Consider the following 18,224-nt stretch of genomic DNA (forward strand, 5'->3'; position numbering starts at 1 on the left):
TCGGCTCGCGCTGTTCCCGCAGGACTCTGAATAATCTTCCTCGAATTTGCATCGCACTAAGGAAAATGCGACTAGCATTTTCCGAGGAGGAGCCGCCACCCTCACTTCAATTAGCCTATACAAATTGGATTAATTTTTGACTTTCTGGACAGCCCCTTCATTCATTCTGCAGCTTTTGTTCAGTGGAACTTGCCGCCACTTCAGACAGCGTATAATTTGGATAATCCTTATCTCCCTCTTTCACCGGTTGATCGACAACTCTCCATGACAATAATAATGAGCCACCGATAATCCCCAATAATGTACCTACGAATAATCCCCCGAGGGCACCTAAAATCGATGCAATAGATAAAAAGATCGTAATAATACCAAAAATAATGTTTAATCTTGTATAAAAATAACTCAGAATTCCTATAATCGTCATTAGTCCCCCAAACAGAAGACCTAACACGACAAAATTTCCCGGGCGTAATGCCACTTCAAGCAAATGAATCGGCATATACAGAATAATTAAGCCAGCAAGGAGCGAAAATGTCGCTCCCCAAAACGGCCTGCTCATCCGCCATCTTTTAAATTTTTTTCTAAAGTTTTGAAATTTGTCCATCATTAACACTCCCAGACAAACAGGCTATTAATTTTTCACAAACTCAACTTTTAATCCCGGCAATGTGACCATTTCTTGGAATAAATAATGGGTTTCAATGTTACCGTTTTTAATTGTCACCGTACTTGCTCCTTGTGTAAACCCTTTCTTAACTGCTTCAGGATCATTGGCTTCTACATAGTTTTCCGAAATATCCATTTTGGTAAATACTGCATCCCCTTGTACGAGTGCAGCTTTTTGAATTAACCCTTTAATTTCTACCGGGGTACCTTTATTACCGGCGGAAATTTTGACGGTGTACTTCCCTAAAATTGGAATATCCACATTTTTCGAAATGACCAGATCTGTAATTTTTGCATTTTGAATATCATTGACAAATACCGGTTTTACGTGTGCTTGGGAATTTTTACTTGGATCACCATACAGGTCGCCATATAATTTAAAACCGGTACCTGTCATCTCAGTAAAGGAAACATTAAACTTACCAATTCCGCCAACCCCCGCTGCGTAAACCACACCGTTAATTCCTAATGTAAAGAACACCCCCCCTAACAAAATGAAGCTTGCCAATAAAGCGGAGAAAAACCATTTTTTAGAAGTTTTTCCTATTAAAATAGTCTCACTCATTTGAATACCTCCTCCCATTTTTAAATGAAACCGCTTGATGTTTTCAGTTTATTATAATTATTATAAAAATATATTCCTAACTTTGTCGGTAATTTATTTTTTGGACCTACAAAGGTAGGAAACAATCAGGATAAACGTGAATTGAAAAATTAACAACGTTTACTGTACCAAAAAATGATGAATATGATATAAATAGGTTAATAAAGGTTAGAAAAGAGGGGAGGCAAGAATATGTCACAATCACTGAATTACCATATGAATATGGTTATGATGCAAGGAATCAATCTTTTAAGGTCAAATGAAAAGCAAATTATTTATGAATGCAAAAAAATCTTGGATTACTTGAAAAATACTCATAAAAGGACGGCGGAGTCTTTTGAATTCGCTTATAACTATTTCCTGAAGTTTTTTCAATCTGAAGAGCAGTCTTTAGAAAATATTATTGAAGAAATTCGCTCGGAATGGATGAAAACGTTTTACCGTCCGCCCGAAACACACCAATTAATCTATATTTTAACTTTACTTGAAAACGCGGTGCATAAAGCAATTAAAGAAAATAATGAACCTTCTTTTCGCCAACCGTCCGTTCAGTATTTATTTGCAAAGATCTATGAAGACTTGATATTAATATCAAAAAAGGATAATTTTCATATTGATCATTTCTGCCATGAACTGGTCATGTCAAAACAGCTTCAAATTGATTGGGTAGCAAGAATTCAACATGAAGAAAAAGGATATCGTTTGAAAAATGTAATTGGAATTTCCGAGAAATCCATTGATCCTCTTTTATTTAAACGAATTGAGCCAACATGGTTCTGGATTTCAGAGTCCTTATTAAAAATTACAGGGGAAAATCAATCGATAAAACGCGATGTTTTTCCAGTCCCATGGCAAAATGAAACATTGATTTTTTGTATACGAGATAAAGATGTGTCATCCATTATACCGTTTCTTACCTATGCTATGCATTTACTGGAAATTGTCAACGAAGAACATTTTGGACCCAATGCAAACCAACATTGGAAAGATGCAGTTATTTTATTTAATGATTGGATTATGCGTTCGAAAAGTTTAAAAGAAGCTATTCCGAATATTTTGTACGGATATATCCAATATTTACCTTTTGAACGCTGTGCTTTTTTCTATTATTCTCCCGATCATCAGATGGGGGTAGGTGTGTATAGTTACCATTTTAACTATGAAGAAATCCAAAAGTTAAAAGTCTATGTACAACAAATCCCAACCTTATCAAAAAGTCTAAGTAAAGAGGCAGGAAGTTCTGATCTTTCCGGTCATTTCCAACCGATTTATATTGCAGAAGCTGCCGATGAAATTCCTGCGCAATATGTGGAACGATTCCAACTTAAATCGCTCGTTGTTGCACCGATCTATGTGCCTTCAGAAGGAAAATTAATTGGCGGTGTCATTTTAGATCAAGGTCCTTGGAAAACATTTAAATTGGATCGAAGTACATTTTCAGCATTATTGAAATTTGGCCGAAGTTCCGGGGAATTATTATCAAAGTTTTTAAATGGATTTGAGTGGGACTTAGAGCAAATAGAATTAATGAAATTATCTCAGCGGGAAATTGATATTTTGCAATTATTGGCTGAAGGTGCTTCCACGACTGAAGCGGCAACCTTGCTAAATTTAAGCGAATATACCGTTCGTGATTATATTTCTCAACTTATGAAACGATTAAATGCTAAAAATCGGACAGAAGCCGTTGTGAAAGCAATCCGGTTAGGATATATTCATTAAGTTATAAAGCTACAACGTTATATTTCTAACTATTATTTTTCAAGTCAAAGGGAAAAGTGGAATTATTGAAATTATAAAAAATTCAAAAACCAGTGTAATCCAAAACAGGAATACACTGGTTTTTTTCATAAAAATTATGTTGTTAACTGTGGCTGTTCATCGGATGTATCTGCATGGTTTTTATATTTAACTGTAAACACGATGAACGCCAAAACTGCAAATACAGCTAAATAGATTAGTAGGATGAACATATCTGCAAATACGCTTCCAAGATCACCGAGAATAATAATGTTACGGAAAGCATCAATCGAATACGTTAACGGTAAGAAGTTGCTTAATGTACGAATACTCTCCGGTAACATGTCAATCGGTAGGCTTGTACCTGTCGTCTGTACTTGCAATAGAATAAAGGCAAGTGCGATAAACCGTCCGATATTTCCTGCAGCCGCGACAAGAAAGAGCACAATCATCAGGAAAGTTAAGCTTACGAAAATGGAGAATAATATAAGCATAACCCCATTCTCTACATGCATTCCTAAACCGAATAATACGAATAAAGATAGGACAATAGCTTGGATAATCGCTAAAACTCCTAGCTTCAACGTTTTTCCAGCAAACAAAGCCAGTCCGGAAGCAGGTGCAACTGCCGGTTTCTCAAACGAAACAACCAGCGACATAATGAGTACCCCGACAAATAGCGCCAGTGATAAAATGTAAGGAGCATTTGAATCTCGGTAGTACGGATAAGCGTTTAGTACTTCACTATCAACATCGACAGGTTCAGCAAACATTTTGATGTTGTTATCGCTTACTTTTAATTGTTCCGTACTTTCGGCACCGCCTTGTAATCCTGTCATTAGTTCGCTGCTGCCGTCCTTCAGTTTCAACAGTCCTTCATCTACTTGAGTTACACCATCCGTCAGCTGAGTCCAACCTTCTTTAACTGATTGGTTCCCGTTACTGATTTGGCTTGACCCATCATGAAGTTTTGTCGCTCCGGCCGTCAGTTGAGACCATCCGGAAGCAACTTGAGCATTGCCGTCTTTTATTTGCGTTGTTCCGGCATGTAGGGCGGTAGCTCCAACCGTTAACTCTTTCCATCCGTTAGCGACTTGGACATTGCCGTCTTTAATCTGTGTTGCTCCGGCATGTAGTTTTTTCGCATTTGTTGCCAACGTACCAACTAGTTGTTGATTACCGAAAGATACTTGAGCAGCTCCTTGAGCAAGTTGGTTTGCTCCCTCGCTTACTCTTGTTTGCCCGTCAACTAAGGCGTTCAATCCGCTATTTAGTGAAACGAGCCCTTTGCCAAAATCACCTTTTTCAACATCGAGTCCATCACGTAATTTTTCTGCACCTTGTTTTAACTGCTCCAATTTCGCCTGTTTTGCATTTACCACTTCATCAGCTAGGCTTTGATTAAGCATAGTAATCATTTGATTTAAAGTTTGTTTAATTGGTGAGCCCTCAAGAACAGCTTGATTTATTCGTAATAAGCCATCCCGCAACTCCTTCATTTGGTTAATGGACTCCTCAACACCTATTTTCGCCTCTGCCACACCGGCAGCAAGCTGTTGACTTCCGGGTATTAATTGTTGTGTAAGCCCCGCATAAAGCTTTTCACTTCCGACTTTCGCCCCTTTTAATCCATTTAATACTTCCCCTGCACCGGCATTTAGCGTATTTGCACCGGTTTCTAAAGTTTTTGCGCCATTGATTAGTTTTGCAACATCACCTTGTTGGTCGGTAAGTGCTTGTACGAGTTGACCGGTACCGGCATTCAGTTCTTGGGCTCCCGCTGCCAGTTTGTTAATATCACCGGATTTTCCGGTCAAACTGTTTAAAAGTGTTCCGGTACCGGCATTTAACTCTTGGGCTCCGGCGGCTAGTTTGTTAATATCACCGGATTTTCCTTTTAAGTTGTTGAGCAGCTCTCCGGTTCCTGCATTTAGCTGTTTCGCCCCGTCTGCCAGTTTTGCAATGTCAGCTGATTTTTCATTCAAGGAAGTTAAGATTTGTCCGGTACCGTCTTTTAGTTGCCCGGAGCCGTCATTAATTTGTTTTGACCCGTCAGCCGCCTCTTTGAAACCGTCGTTCACTTGTCCAAGTTGTGCGAACAATGTTTTCGTGTAAGTCTCAGTCACTTTTGTATTCAACTGAGCTTTAATGGTTTCAATGGCACTATCGGTGACGGTTGCCCCCATGAAATGAAGTCCTTCATTTTGCCTAAATTTTAATTGGGCTTTTTTTGGTGACGGTTCCAGTACTGATGTTACATTTTCCGAAAAATCTTCCGGTATTTCGACAACCATATAATACTTGTTATCCTTTATTCCTCGGTCGGCCTCTTCAGATGTGACAAACTCCCATCCCAATGTTTTGCTCGCTTTTAATTCTTTCACTAAATCATCGCCGACCTGAATTTGGGAGCCATTTAATTCTGCCCCCTTGTCGTTATTCACGACAGCAACCGGTAAGTTGTCAATATTATCTTTCGGTCCCGCTTTAGAAGATAAAAGAATAGCTGCATAAGTTAACGGGACAAGGAGCATAAGTACGACGGAAATAAGGACGGTCTTCTTTTCTGCCAACTTACCCATTTCTGCTTTAAATAATTGAAATGCGTTCATAATTACCCCCTTTATTTGCTTTTTTTATATTAAATAGGTTAACAGTCTTAATTATTTGGGGTTATGATTACTAACTTTTTGTCTGCAAATCTGCTACAGTTTTTGCAACAAGAGTAGCAAATTCCCCTCCGACCATTAACCTATTTATTAACTAGTTCATGTGTCCCCCTAAATTCTTAGTAGTATTATTAGTCTATTAAAAAGATTACGAGAAAAATAGTCCTAATTTTATCGTAATTTTTTCTATTTCATACCTACAAAATTAGGGTAATTAAATGAAATTTCAATCAGTATGACGATTTGTTGAACAAATGGGCGCATGTTAACAATTTTCCTCATATTTCTAGTTTCCTGCTGCTGTACTTCCTGAATGGTTGGTTAATAGAGGAATAATTTAAGCGTTAAAAAAAGCCCAAAACCGACTTTATTCGGTTTGGACTCTACGAAAAAATCCACTTATTTCTTTTGTTCTTTCAATGATTCATACATTTTTTTAAAGCGGTCTTCAACTTTTGCGAAGATCGTGTTTGAAGGATATTGGCCATTTTCATCACGAATATTTCCGGCGCGAACACCTGTTAAAATTTCAATACCTTCTGCAATATGTTCAACCGACCAAACATGAAAACGTCCTTCCCTAACTGCTTCAACAACTTCATCTTCAAGCATTAGATTTGCGACATTTTGTTTTGGAATAATAACCCCTTGTTTCCCTGTTAAGCCACGTTCTTTACAAATATGATAAAATCCTTCAATCTTTTCATTTACACCGCCAATCGGTTGGATTTCACCCCACTGATTGACCGAACCGGTAACCGCAATCCCCTGGTAAATCGGGACTTCACCCAAAGAGGACAACAGCACATACAATTCCGTACTTGAAGCACTATCCCCATCAATCTGTGAATATGTTTGTTCAAAAGTAATACTTGCCGATAAAGGAATGGGTCGATTTTTTGCAAATTCTCCTGAAAGAAATCCGGTTAAAATCATCATTCCTTTATTATGAATCTGCCCGCTTAGTGCAGCTTCCCGTTCAATATTCATAATGCCACTTTTACCGACATAGGTTTGGGCTGTAATTTTTGTCGGAATGCCAAACACCGAATCTCTTGTGCCCATGACAGCCAATCCGTTAATTTGCCCGATGCGATAACCGTCTGTTTCAACCATAATCGTTCCATTCTTTATTAATTCTCGATACTGTTCAATCACATGATTGGAACGGTTTGACTTTTCCGTAAGAGCTTTTACTACATGCGGTGCATCAACATATTGACAATTTTCTCTTTTAGCCCAATAGCTCGACTCCACCAATATCTTGGAAATTTCTTGGAATTGGGTCGACAATTTTGTTTGATCCTCGACTAAACGCGAACTATAATTAATCACTTTTGCGATTGCACGACGATGAAACGGTAGTAACCCTTCTTTATCGGCAAAGTTTTTTACAAATCTTGCCATTTTCAGACAATTTTCTTCTGTCTTCTCCATCTCGGTGCCAAACTCAACTTTTACTTTGAAAAGCTTATGGAAATCTTCATCGAGGCAGAAAGTAAATCGTATAAATAGTAAGGACCGATAATAATCACTTTCAAATTGAGCGGAATCGATTCCGGCCTTAGTCCACTTGTCGGAATGGCTGCACGGTCTTCATATGGATTTTCGATTTGAATACTGTTTGTTTGCAATGTCCTTTTTAACCTTGTCCATGCATTAGGTTCTTGTAACAACTCGGTAGCTTGTAAAATTAAGTAACCTCCATTAGCAAGATGAAGAACACCCGGCTTAATAAAAGTAAAATCCGTGATCCAATTCCCTAGTGCACCTTGATATTCAACTTTGCCAAATAAGTTATGATAGGTTGGATGTGTTTCATAAATGACCGGAGCACCTTTTATATTCCTGTTATTCACAAAGAGATTAACCGTATAACGATTTAGTTTTTTCTCCGTGGACGTGCCAACTAGGGCATGGATAATGTTTTGGTCATCTTCGCCATCATCAAGAAAAAATGAATAATGTTCAACAACATCATAAAAATACGAATCGAAATACCGGAGTACTTTTTTATGATGCTGATATTTTTCTCTAAGCGGCTGAAAAAGACCTTCTATTGCATATGCAGCGGTTTCTCTCATAAATTTATTCATCGTTTTCCGCAACTGTTCATCCAGTTTACGTATTTGATAAACTGTTTCTTGGATTTTTTCTTCAACTAGCCTTTCCCGTTCTTTCAACATTTCTTTATTTGAGTCTGATAAGCTTTCATATTCCTGCATGGTAATCGGTCTGCCAAGATATAATGGAATAGTGTTTAACCCTTGGGGTGTCCGCTCTATTTTCACTTGATTTTGGAGGGCAAACTCATCGATTTTCTCCCATAGTTTCCCCATCTTTGTCCGGATCTCTTCAATAATATTTCGTTTATTCTTTTCAAATATCTCACTGTTAAAAGCCGATTTAAGCTCTCGTTCAATATCAATTAATAATATTTCCATCTCCCGTTGAAACTGTTGTCCGGTACCGGCAGGAAACGGAATAACCATGGGCATGTCAGGGTTTTCAAAATTATATACATAGCACCAATCATCCGGTACTTTTTGTTGTTTTGCTAATTTCGTAATACTGTCGAGCGTGTATGTCATTTTTCCGGTTCCGGCCGGACCAACAACAAACAGATTATAACCGCTTTGTTCTACAGATAAACCAAATTCCATTGCCTGTTCAGCCCGATTTTGCCCGATCATTTGATTTGGCATTTTTTCAAGATCATCGGTCGTTTCAAAGGAAAAAGATTGTTCATCAAAAGACGAGTGTAATTTTGTTACCGGTACACGGTGTAATGCTAAAACATTTTGATATTCTTCATAATTCATATAAAATCCCTACTTTCCAAATTATTTTCTTGGAAATCTTGGATGGACATGCTTCTTGAGGTAAATAAATGGTTTACAACGCTTACATACATCCTATTTATTCGACAAAGTTCTTCCTTTCTCCTGCCATTTTGAAAATCATTCACAAAAATAAAGAAAACTAGGCGACTGCCGAGCCTTTAGGCGTTGGCAGAGCCGTAGTCAGCGAAAATACATTTTCGCTTGCGAGGTAATGCTACCGAAGCTTCTCAAGTTCACCGAAAAAATATAAAATTTTTTCGGCTGCGATGTATTCCAGCGAAGCTTTCCTTGTGCACTTATGCGTTAGGAAAGTAGAAATTGAAAAATTTCTACTTTCCTATTAGCCGAAAAATACTATCTTCTGTCGAACATCATAAAGTTACACATACTACATTTTTGCTTTTTTTGACAGTCACCTCGTCCTAGGTTAAAATATCGGTATTTAATCAAAGCTTTGGTTAAAAAAGAACGAGCCTGGAAGCCCTCGGAAGCTACGGCCCTCTATGCTTACGGAGCATATTTTTCGCACATGATAAACTCCAGAAAATTTTTCGCTTTTTTTACTTTTTGAATCACGCAAAGAAATTCTGACATGAGGTGATGGACCATGCATCAAACGGAACATATTTTACAAGCCAAAAATTACATAATGGAAAAAATAAATCTCAAGCCGGAAATCGGACTCATTCTTGGCTCCGGACTTGGCGTGCTTGCCGAAGAAATTGAACATGCGGTAACCATTCCATATGATGAAATTCCCTATTTTGCAAAGTCATCCGCCTTTGGACATGCCAATGAACTTGTTATTGGAGAATTGATGGGGAAAAAAGTAGTTACGATGAAAGGGAGATTTCATTATTATGAAGGATTTACTTTGGATGAGGTTACTTTTCCCGTTCGGGTTATGAAAGCACTCGGTGTTGATTCTTTAATTATTACCAATGCCTGTGGAGCAGTTAATACGAGTTTTCAACCGGGAGATCTTATGCTCATTTCCGATCATATTAATTTGGTTGGGACAAACCCGTTGATTGGACCAAATAATGATGAACTCGGTATACGTTTTCCGGATCTCTCTCAATTGTATACACCTGAACTTCGAAATTTGGCAAAAAAAGTAGCCGCTGATTTAAACCTCCCTATTCAGGAGGGTGTATATGCATGGTGGAGCGGCCCAACCTATGAAACTCCGGCAGAAATCCGCATGATACGGACGTTGGGAGCAGATGCCGTCGGGATGTCAACCGTTCCTGAGGCAATCGTTGCCAGGCACAGTCATATGCAAGTATTGGGGATTTCATGTTTAACCAATATGGCCAGCGGAATTTTGAACCAACCGTTAAGCCATGATGAAGTTATTGATGTAGCAGGGAAAGTGAAGGTAAAATTTATTTCCTTGATAAAAGAGATTTTAAAAGAAATGAAATAAGGAATTGCCGCGGGACCCGTTTTGAAAACTTCCTTTCAATAAAGGAGTTCTTGTCTATGGGTCCCTTTTTTCAAAAATTTATTTCCGTTTTATTCTAATCGATAAAATCAAATGCGATTGAAAAAAAGATTTGCCCGCTAGCCTCTTCATTCACACTAACTTATGCTGATACCATTTTTCCCCGCGAAATCTTAAGTAAAAGACTATACCGCGGACAGACCACTCAATGATCATAGCAGCCCACACACCGATAATCCCAAACCCTAGCGTTATTCCTAAAATATAGCCAAGAACAACCCGGACAAACCACATGGAGAGCAATGCGGCTACCGAAGTAAAATTCGAATCCCCGGCTGCCCTCAATGCGGCAGGCATAATAAATGCACCTGACCATAATATTGGTTGAGCGATAGCTGACATAAGTACGATAATAAAAATCGTGTGAATAATTTCATTCGGTGCACTGAACATTTTCATCAACAATGGGAAAAGTGGCATTAACACGGCGGATGTTACAATATGAAACAGTGATGACAAACCAATGAAAGACATAGTAAATCGCCTTGCATCGCGAATGTTTCTCCTGCCAATACATTGCCCAACGACAGTAACAATCGCAATACTGAGTGCATTCGGACCGATTTGAAACAGTAACGTAATCGAACCGGCAATTGCATTTGCAGTCAAAGCCAGCGTCCCTAATTTAACGATAAATGTTTGGGTGATCAGCTTTCCGCCATTGAAAAATAATTGTTCAGCAGCAAACGGGATGCCGATAAACATCACCTTTTTTAAAATGGAAAAATCCAAGTGTAAAGCCTCTTTGATTCGAAACCGGATCGTGTGATTATATTTTATAATATAAAGTAAGGAAGCGGCCATCCCTATGATTCTTGCCGTGATAACAGAAATAACTAAACCTAAGACGCCTAAATCAGCAATTATGATTAGAATAACATTCAAAATCGTATTAACAAGATTCATTAGTAAAGAAAGCACCAGAACCGGTTTCGTTTCCCCAACTCCTCTTAATCCGCCGCAAACAGCTTGATAAATGGCGATGAAAGGATAAGAAAAACAACTCCCGATTAAATAAAGTTTCGCATTATGCAAAACATCGGCTTCTGCATCCCCAAACAACAAATTCAATGTGGGTCCATGAAAAATGATAACGAGGACACTAAGTAAAACGGAAAAAATGGTTACCGCTGATACTGCTTGTGTCGCAGTCTTGGTGACCATTTTCCGATTCCCGATACCTTTATATTGAGCAACGATGACCGTACCACCAGTAGCAATGGCAATAAATACGTTTACTAAAAAAATATTCAGGGAGTCAACCATATTAACGGCACTAACTGCAGCAACTCCGGCTGAGGCAACCATCGCCGTGTTCAGTAAGCTCATGAAAATTAAAAAGGCCTGGTCCACTAAAATCGGGATGATGATCGAGATAACTTCTTGATAGCGAATGGAGTCACCGGTAAAGTATTTATTTAGTAAATAGATCGTTTTTTGTTTTAATTTTGTTCGCATGCGGTTTTCATTTTGAGCCGGCAGTTGACGTCGGCTCTTTTGAACCAATTTTCTTTTATTCATTAATCAACACTTCTTTGTCACGTATTTATAAATAAAACCATTAATTTAATAATAGAACATGGACTATTTATTATAACATGTTCTATTATGGATTACAGGGGTTTTTATGAAAAATTTCGTAAGCTTTTGTCTTCAAAAAATTGGGCTCCCCGCTCCGTAAATCATCTTTCCTTACTGGATAACACATTTTCATGTAGTTTTTCAAAAGTTTACTTTACTGAAATGAAAAATCAGGTTCCTGTTGAATATACTAAAAATAGAACTGGCTATTTATACTGGCTATTTATATATGAAAGGAGTATGAGAAAATTCCCTGTTTTCAATGACAAATTTCAAAATTTGACAGAAAAAAACATGTCTTTTGAAGATGTGTTTCAACATATTATCCGGTTTATGCAAAGTGATCCGACCGGAAACTATCGACTTATGTTCGGTACAGATTCCCAAGTTCATAAAGATGACACGAGATTCATTACCGGAATTGTCATTCAGCGTGAAAGAAAAGGAGTCTGGGCATGTATTCGTAAAGTGATTGTTCCAAGGAAAATGACAAATTTACACGAACGGATCTCTTTTGAAACAACTTTAACAGAGGAAGTGGTTTCGTTATTTACTGAAGAAAAGAAAAACCGATTGATTGATATTATCTTGCCAAATATATACAGAGGAGCCAGTTTGATCATTGAAGGACATATCGATATAGGTGCAGGTCGGAAAAATAAAACAAGAAAGTTTGTAAAAGAAATGGTTTCCCGTATGGAATCGATCGGGGTAGAACCGAAAATAAAACCGGAAAGCTTTGTCGCAAGCTGTTATGCGAATCGCTATACAAAATAACGGTAGTGTACTTGGACTTGGTGAGTTTTTAATAGTCGCTATACAGATAACTGTATGAAACATCTAGTGTACCGGGATTGTTGGAGTTGCAAGCAGTTTTGCGAATTGATATAAAAAATAGCGGTATAACATCTGCTGTACCTAGATTGATGAGGTTTTTACAATTGATATAAAAATCATGCTTATCAGGAGTCTATCCGATCGCCATTGTGAGTACACACCGATATAATCAGAGAACGAGTCAACTATCATAAAATTGACGGATAGACTCCAATGTATTTACTAAAAAATTTCTGTGTGCAACGAATGATTTTTCTTACAATGAGATGCCTCCCCGGAATCCGCCACTTTTACTTTCAACTTTCCAATAAAAGCTAATCCTCCAATTATGAGCAGATTTAAGATATAATATTATCGATAATAATTCTAGATTGGAGCCTTGAGAAATGTTACTAGCGGAAAATCAAGCTATTGCACATTCTAATATAATCAAACAACTTGAAACAAAACAAAAAACACTATTTAGTTTAACGACACCGATTGATCCATTTGATCCGGTTGTCTTTTATAAACAGGGCACTCCAATTACAGAAGGAAAACGATTTTTCTGGAAGAGTGCTAATGAAGATTTTTATTTAGTTGGCGTTGGAGCTGCTTTACTATTTTCCAACCTGGCTAAAAAAAATCGTTTTGATGATATTCATCAATTTTGGAAAGATATCGTTCAAAATGCTGAAATAGAAGGTTCCTCGATAATCGGAACGGGACCGCTTCTTTTCGGCGGCTTTTCTTTTGACCCGGATACAGGAATAGAACAAGAATGGAGCGATTTTGGAGACACCTTCTTTTATTTGCCAAAATACATGCTGACAATCGTAAATGGTCAACATTTTTTAACCTTTAACCAAATCATGGACCCAGCTGGGGAAAACAAAACTTCCCTATATAAACATATAGAGGAATACATGAACGATTTATTGGCTCGGCAATCGACTGTTGCTGTTGAACAAGTCTCGATTACTTCATGTACGGAAATAGGACAAGCCGAATGGGTGAAAGCAGTTGAAGAAATTGTAAACCTGCTAAAATCCACCGATATAAAAAAAGTCGTTTTGGCAAGAAAAATGATCATTGAGTTTTCAAAATCGCCTTCCATTGCAACAGTTTTGGAACAACTAAGAAGAAACCAATCCGGTAGTTTCACGTTTGCATTAGAATCCGGTTCCAGCTGTTTTTTGGGGGCATCGCCGGAACGATTAGTGAAAAAAACCGGTGAAGAAGTATTATCCACATGTCTAGCCGGATCTGCACCAAGAAGCAAAGATCCGGGTGAAGACGAATGGCTCGGTAAGAATTTATTAAATGACGCAAAAAATCGATATGAACATCAGCTGGTTGTAAACATGATCAAAAATGCACTAAATCCCATTTGTACGAACTTAATTGTCCCGGAAGAGCCGATTTTAATGAAAACACCGGCCATTCAACATTTATATACACCAATTACAGGAAGGGCCAAAGCAGGACAATCGATTTTCAAAATGGTCGAACGGCTTCACCCAACTCCTGCTTTAGGGGGCGTACCTACGATAGAAGCATTGAGAATAATCCGTGAAAAAGAAAAAATGGATCGCGGACTCTATGCCGGTCCAATCGGTTGGACAGATTTTCGAGGCAATGGCGAATTTATCGTTGGCATACGTTCCGGCTTAATTCAAAATAACAATGCAATATTATATGCAGGTTGTGGATTAGTCCGGGATTCAAATCCGCAAGATGAATTAATCGAAACACGAATAAAGTTTCGCCCTATGCTGCATGCGCTGGGAGGAGAAGAAAAATAAATCATCAAGAAGCATTATTTTATCGATGAAATTGATTTATGAGTGGTTTGAGGAAGGAGAAAAACAATGAATCATCAAGAAGCACTAACCGAATATTTAGCCGCATTCGTTTCCGGTCTTGTTCAAGCAGGAGTAAAAGATGTTGTGATTAGTCCCGGGTCTCGCTCAACCCCTCTTGCTTTACTAATTGCAGAAAATCGCGATTTAAATGTGTATATGAATATTGATGAACGATCTGCCGGATTTTTTGCACTCGGTATGGCAAAAGCTTCCCAAAGACCGGTTGCTTTATTATGTACATCCGGAACCGCAGCAGCCAATTATTTTCCTGCTGTTGTCGAAGCAAATCTATCAAGAGTTCCGCTAATCATTTTAACGGCAGACCGGCCTCATGAACTAAGGGATGTCGGTGCCCCGCAAGCCATTGACCAAATTCATCTATACGGAAATCATGTTCGTTGGTTTACTGACTTAGCCTTACCTGAAATTGGACAAGAACAGTACACATTTAATACCGCTGTACGGGCGGTAAAAGAAGCAACAGGCCATTTACAAGGACCGGTTCACCTCAATTTTCCATTGCGTGAACCGCTCCTACCAATACTAGAACCATATCCTTTCACTGAAAAAATAAAAGAATTGAAGATTAGTCAAGGAAATCTTACTATATCCAATGAAACAGCACGTGAAATAGCTGAGCAAATCCAACAAATTGAAAACGGTCTGATTATTGTCGGTGATATCGATAAACCTGAATTGGCCGAGGCGATCCATCAATTCGCCCAATTAACCGGCTACCCAATTATTGCAGATCCGTTGTCCCAATTGCGTGGCAGCACAGCTACCGATTCTCAAGTCATTGATAATTACGATGCGATTTTGAAAAATGAACAAGCCGTAAACATGCTGAGACCGGACCTTATTATTCGCTTTGGGAGTATGCCTGTATCGAAACCGCTCACTCTATTTCTAAAAAAATGGCGGCATTCACCGCATATTATTGTCGATGGCGGTTCCGGCTGGCGTGACCCGCAAAACTTGGGAACAATGATGGTTCAATGTGATGAAGCAATATTCTGTCACACAATCAAGGCGTTTTTTATAGAAGCACGGCAGACACAATATTTTTCAACTTGGAAAGACTTAAATCATATTGCGAAGGAAACTATCGCTTCTTACTTAAAAGCAATGAATGATCTTGATGAAGGAAAAGTTATTTATGAACTAGCAAAAATGATCCCGGAAAACAGTACCATTTTTGCCGGAAACAGTATGCCGATTCGTGATGTGGATACTTTTTTCCATCAAACGAGAAAAAATATACATCTAATGGCAAATCGCGGAGCAAACGGAATTGACGGTGTCGTCTCCACGGCAATCGGAGCCGCTGTATACAGAAACCCACTTTATCTTGTGATTGGGGATTTATCGTTTTTCCATGATTTAAACGGGCTGCTTGCCGCAAAATTGAATGATATTTCCATCAATATTATTTTAATCAACAATGACGGTGGCGGTATATTTTCATTTCTCCCGCAATCCAAGCTTGATAGGCATTATGAACTGTTATTTGGGACACCAATCGGCATTGATTTTTCCTATGCGGTGAAAATGTATGGCGGAGAATATTGTAAAATAACCAATTGGGGAGAATTTGACCAAGCAATTGAAGCAACGACCAAAAAAAGCGGGATTCATGTTATTGAAGTTCAAACCAATCGGCAAGCGAATCTTGAATCCCATCGCAATATGTGGCGACTTATCGGGGAAGAAATAGACCGGTATTTTGAGGCGATGAAAAATGGTCATTAATCTAAACGGTGTCAACTATTATTACGAAATAGCCGGTCAAGGGGAACCTCTAATGCTATTGCATGGATTTACAGGAGATGTTTCAACCTGGAAGCTGTCCCGATTATCGGATTCCTTTAAAGTTATTACAATTGATATTACTGGTCATGGTAAATCGGACGCACCGGCCGATCCAAATAGATACACAATGGAAGCTGTGGCAAAAGATTTATGCGACATGTTAAATATTCTGGGCATCAACCGAATTCATTTGCTGGGTTATTCAATGGGCGGCCGGCTTGCTCTAAGTTTTACCATGTTCTATCCGGAACGTGTAAAAACATTAATTCTTGAAAGTAGCTCCCCTGGTTTAAAAACCGAGGAAGAAAGAAAAAACCGCATCCGGCAAGATGAGCATTTGGCAAATACTATTTTAGAGGACGGAATCGAGCATTTTGTCAATTATTGGGAAAACATACCGCTATTTAAAAGTCAAACCCAGTTGCCGCAACAAGTGCAAAAATCGATCCGCAAACAACGCTTAAAGAACTCCCCGCTTGGATTGGCAAACAGTTTACGGGGAATGGGCACAGGGAGACAACCTTCTTGGTGGGATCGTCTCCAGAAATGCGAAATCCCTGTACTTTTGTTAACCGGTGAAATTGATCAAAAGTTTTGCCAAATTGCCAAAGAAATGGAAGCTGACTTACCTAATTGTCAGCGCATTGTCTTCCCGAATGTCGGACATGCAGTGCACTTGGAAGACCCAGTATCATTCGAGCAATCAATTTTACGCTTTTTAAGTAAATAGAGTGCCTAAAATGTTTTTTGCTTGTTTCAGCTATCATTTGAGCAATCGGTTTTACGTTATTTATGCATTTAGAGTACCAAAAATTGGTTATTACTCGTTTCAACTATCATTCGTTCAAACGATTTTTTCAGCTAATTTAATTAGGTTTTTTATAGAACAAATTTCATAAGAAGGTAAATTACATGGAGATTGAAAAAGTAATATTAAGGGTTATTGAGATGCCGTTAAAAAAGCCTTTTACAACTCATCTTGCAACAGTTACAACAAGAGAGTCAATTATAGTTGAAGTAGTTGATAAAGACGGGTTATCAGGATTTGGCGAAGTGGTGGCTTTTTCCTCCCCATGGTATACGGAAGAAACGGTACAAACCGCCTATCATATATTGCAAGATTTCTTGATTCCAATCCTATTTCGCACAAAAATTGAACAGCCGCAAAACGTATCTCAATTATTTGCCAAAATTAAAGGAAATCATATGGCAAAAGCGGGACTGGAAACAGCGATATGGGATTTATATGGAAAAAGAAACAACCGATCCATTGCAGAAATGATCGGGGGAGAACGAAAGCAAGTTGCCGCCGGAGCAGTCGTTGCCGCTAAAAACAAGATAGAAGCGATTGAACAAATAGGAAAATTCCATGACCTTGGATATCAGCGAATAAAGATTAAAATTCAGCCGGGGCTTGATTATTCCTATATTAAGGTGATTCGCCATCAGTTTCCCGATCTTCCGTTAATGGTCGATGCTAATTCTGCTTATTCATTGGATGATGTAAAAAAATTGCAGGCTCTTGATGAATTTCAGTTGATGATGATTGAGCAACCATTGGGGGACGATGATCTAGTCGAACATGCGATTTTACAAAAACAAATCCAAACACCGATTTGTTTAGATGAAAGTATTGTCAGTTTCCATGATGCAGAAAGTGCGATTCAATTAGGCAGCTGTCAAGTGATGAATGTGAAAATTGGACGTGTCGGCGGATTGCAAAATGCACTGGATATCCATCATTTATGTAGAAAAAATCAAATTCAATTATGGTGCGGCGGCATGATTGAGTTTGGGATTTCAAAAGCGTTTAACCTTGCTCTCGCCTCATTACCCGGATTTACCCTTCCCGGCGATATACCTGCTTCAACAAATTATTGGGAAGAAGATATTATCGAACCGGAAATTGAAGTAAACAACGGGTGGATTTCTGTACCTAACAAAGCGGGAATCGGCTTTTCCATAAATCAAAAACGAATGCATGCAGTGACAGTATATAGGGAAATTTATCAAAAACGTGCTGTTTAGGAAACAGGGCCGCTTTGTGCGCGACGTACAAACTGGTTGGCAAAGGCTGTTCATCATTATTTTCATTCTTATTTGAGATTCGCATAATAAAGA

11 protein-coding genes and 1 pseudogene are annotated in these 18,224 nt (G+C 38.5%); 7 read left to right on the forward strand and 5 right to left on the reverse strand.

Features of this window, described 5'->3' with window-relative positions; translation table 11 throughout:
- Positions 1 to 157: 157 nt before the first annotated feature.
- Positions 158 to 604, reverse strand: coding sequence for a DUF6114 domain-containing protein (locus tag LIZ98_RS01730; protein WP_227138850.1), 447 nt, complete (start codon positions 602 to 604; stop codon positions 158 to 160).
- Positions 605 to 631: 27 nt separating this feature from the next.
- Complete coding sequence (locus tag LIZ98_RS01735) at positions 632 to 1,231, reverse strand: DUF6230 family protein (RefSeq protein WP_041845772.1); 600 nt, start codon at positions 1,229 to 1,231, stop codon at positions 632 to 634.
- Between the two features lie 231 nt (positions 1,232 to 1,462).
- Between LIZ98_RS01735 and LIZ98_RS01740 the strand changes: the two genes are divergently transcribed.
- Positions 1,463 to 2,992 (forward strand): response regulator transcription factor, encoded by a 1,530-nt coding sequence (locus LIZ98_RS01740; RefSeq protein WP_041845771.1) that lies wholly within the window; start codon positions 1,463 to 1,465, stop codon positions 2,990 to 2,992.
- A gap of 134 nt (positions 2,993 to 3,126) precedes the next feature.
- On the opposite strand, the gene LIZ98_RS01745 is transcribed toward LIZ98_RS01740, so the two are convergent.
- Positions 3,127 to 5,622 carry a YhgE/Pip domain-containing protein gene (locus LIZ98_RS01745; RefSeq protein ID WP_227138851.1) on the reverse strand — a complete coding sequence of 832 codons (2,496 nt, stop codon included), beginning with the start codon at positions 5,620 to 5,622 and terminating at the stop codon, positions 3,127 to 3,129.
- Between the two features lie 456 nt (positions 5,623 to 6,078).
- A pseudogene (locus LIZ98_RS18170) lies at positions 6,079 to 8,501 on the reverse strand (Lon protease family protein).
- 628 nt (positions 8,502 to 9,129) lie between these two features.
- Between LIZ98_RS18170 and LIZ98_RS01760 the strand changes: the two are divergent.
- Positions 9,130 to 9,951: a purine-nucleoside phosphorylase gene (locus LIZ98_RS01760; RefSeq protein ID WP_227138852.1), complete on the forward strand. Its 822-nt coding sequence runs from the start codon at positions 9,130 to 9,132 to the stop codon at positions 9,949 to 9,951.
- 150 nt (positions 9,952 to 10,101) lie between these two features.
- Here the strand turns inward: LIZ98_RS01760 and LIZ98_RS01765 are convergent, their stop codons facing one another.
- On the reverse strand, positions 10,102 to 11,487 hold the full coding sequence (locus LIZ98_RS01765) for an MATE family efflux transporter (RefSeq protein ID WP_227138863.1): 1,386 nt from the start codon (positions 11,485 to 11,487) through the stop codon (positions 10,102 to 10,104).
- Between the two features lie 417 nt (positions 11,488 to 11,904).
- On the opposite strand from LIZ98_RS01765, the gene LIZ98_RS01770 reads away from it, so the two are divergent.
- The 5 genes from LIZ98_RS01770 (at position 11,905) to menC (ending at position 18,131) form a co-directional block, all read left to right on the forward strand.
- Positions 11,905 to 12,387, forward strand: coding sequence for a ribonuclease H-like YkuK family protein (locus LIZ98_RS01770; RefSeq protein ID WP_227202915.1), 483 nt, complete (start codon positions 11,905 to 11,907; stop codon positions 12,385 to 12,387).
- 446 nt (positions 12,388 to 12,833) lie between these two features.
- Complete coding sequence (locus tag LIZ98_RS01775) at positions 12,834 to 14,231, forward strand: isochorismate synthase (RefSeq protein WP_227138853.1); 1,398 nt, start codon at positions 12,834 to 12,836, stop codon at positions 14,229 to 14,231.
- A gap of 66 nt (positions 14,232 to 14,297) precedes the next feature.
- Positions 14,298 to 16,043, forward strand: coding sequence for a 2-succinyl-5-enolpyruvyl-6-hydroxy-3-cyclohexene-1-carboxylic-acid synthase (menD, locus tag LIZ98_RS01780; protein ID WP_227138854.1), 1,746 nt, complete (start codon positions 14,298 to 14,300; stop codon positions 16,041 to 16,043).
- On the forward strand, positions 16,033 to 16,833 hold the full coding sequence (gene menH / locus LIZ98_RS01785; RefSeq protein ID WP_227138855.1) for a 2-succinyl-6-hydroxy-2,4-cyclohexadiene-1-carboxylate synthase: 801 nt from the start codon (positions 16,033 to 16,035) through the stop codon (positions 16,831 to 16,833). Before menD ends, menH begins: the two co-directional genes overlap by 11 nt.
- 182 nt (positions 16,834 to 17,015) lie before the next feature.
- Complete coding sequence (menC, locus tag LIZ98_RS01790; protein ID WP_095141568.1) at positions 17,016 to 18,131, forward strand: o-succinylbenzoate synthase; 1,116 nt, start codon at positions 17,016 to 17,018, stop codon at positions 18,129 to 18,131.
- Positions 18,132 to 18,224: the final 93 nt, after the last annotated feature.

Origin of the sequence: Caldibacillus sp. 210928-DFI.2.18, assembly GCF_020554505.1 — a bacterium.
GTDB classification, from domain to species: Bacteria; Bacillota; Bacilli; order Bacillales; family Caldibacillaceae; genus Caldifermentibacillus; species Caldifermentibacillus hisashii.

Excerpts from the sequence above, each read along its gene's own strand:
- LIZ98_RS01730 (WP_227138850.1), bottom strand. The coding sequence starts at position 604 with ATGGACAAATTTCAAAACTTTAGAAAAAAATTTAAAAGATGGCGGATG.
- LIZ98_RS01735 (WP_041845772.1), bottom strand. The coding sequence starts at position 1,231 with ATGAGTGAGACTATTTTAATAGGAAAAACTTCTAAAAAATGGTTTTTC.
- LIZ98_RS01740 (WP_041845771.1), top strand. The coding sequence starts at position 1,463 with ATGTCACAATCACTGAATTACCATATGAATATGGTTATGATGCAAGGA.
- LIZ98_RS01745 (WP_227138851.1), bottom strand. The coding sequence starts at position 5,622 with ATGAACGCATTTCAATTATTTAAAGCAGAAATGGGTAAGTTGGCAGAA.
- LIZ98_RS01760 (WP_227138852.1), top strand. The coding sequence starts at position 9,130 with ATGCATCAAACGGAACATATTTTACAAGCCAAAAATTACATAATGGAA.
- LIZ98_RS01765 (WP_227138863.1), bottom strand. The coding sequence starts at position 11,487 with ATGCGAACAAAATTAAAACAAAAAACGATCTATTTACTAAATAAATAC.
- LIZ98_RS01770 (WP_227202915.1), top strand. The coding sequence starts at position 11,905 with ATGTCTTTTGAAGATGTGTTTCAACATATTATCCGGTTTATGCAAAGT.
- LIZ98_RS01775 (WP_227138853.1), top strand. The coding sequence starts at position 12,834 with ATGTTACTAGCGGAAAATCAAGCTATTGCACATTCTAATATAATCAAA.
- menD (WP_227138854.1), top strand. The coding sequence starts at position 14,298 with ATGAATCATCAAGAAGCACTAACCGAATATTTAGCCGCATTCGTTTCC.
- menH (WP_227138855.1), top strand. The coding sequence starts at position 16,033 with ATGGTCATTAATCTAAACGGTGTCAACTATTATTACGAAATAGCCGGT.
- menC (WP_095141568.1), top strand. The coding sequence starts at position 17,016 with ATGGAGATTGAAAAAGTAATATTAAGGGTTATTGAGATGCCGTTAAAA.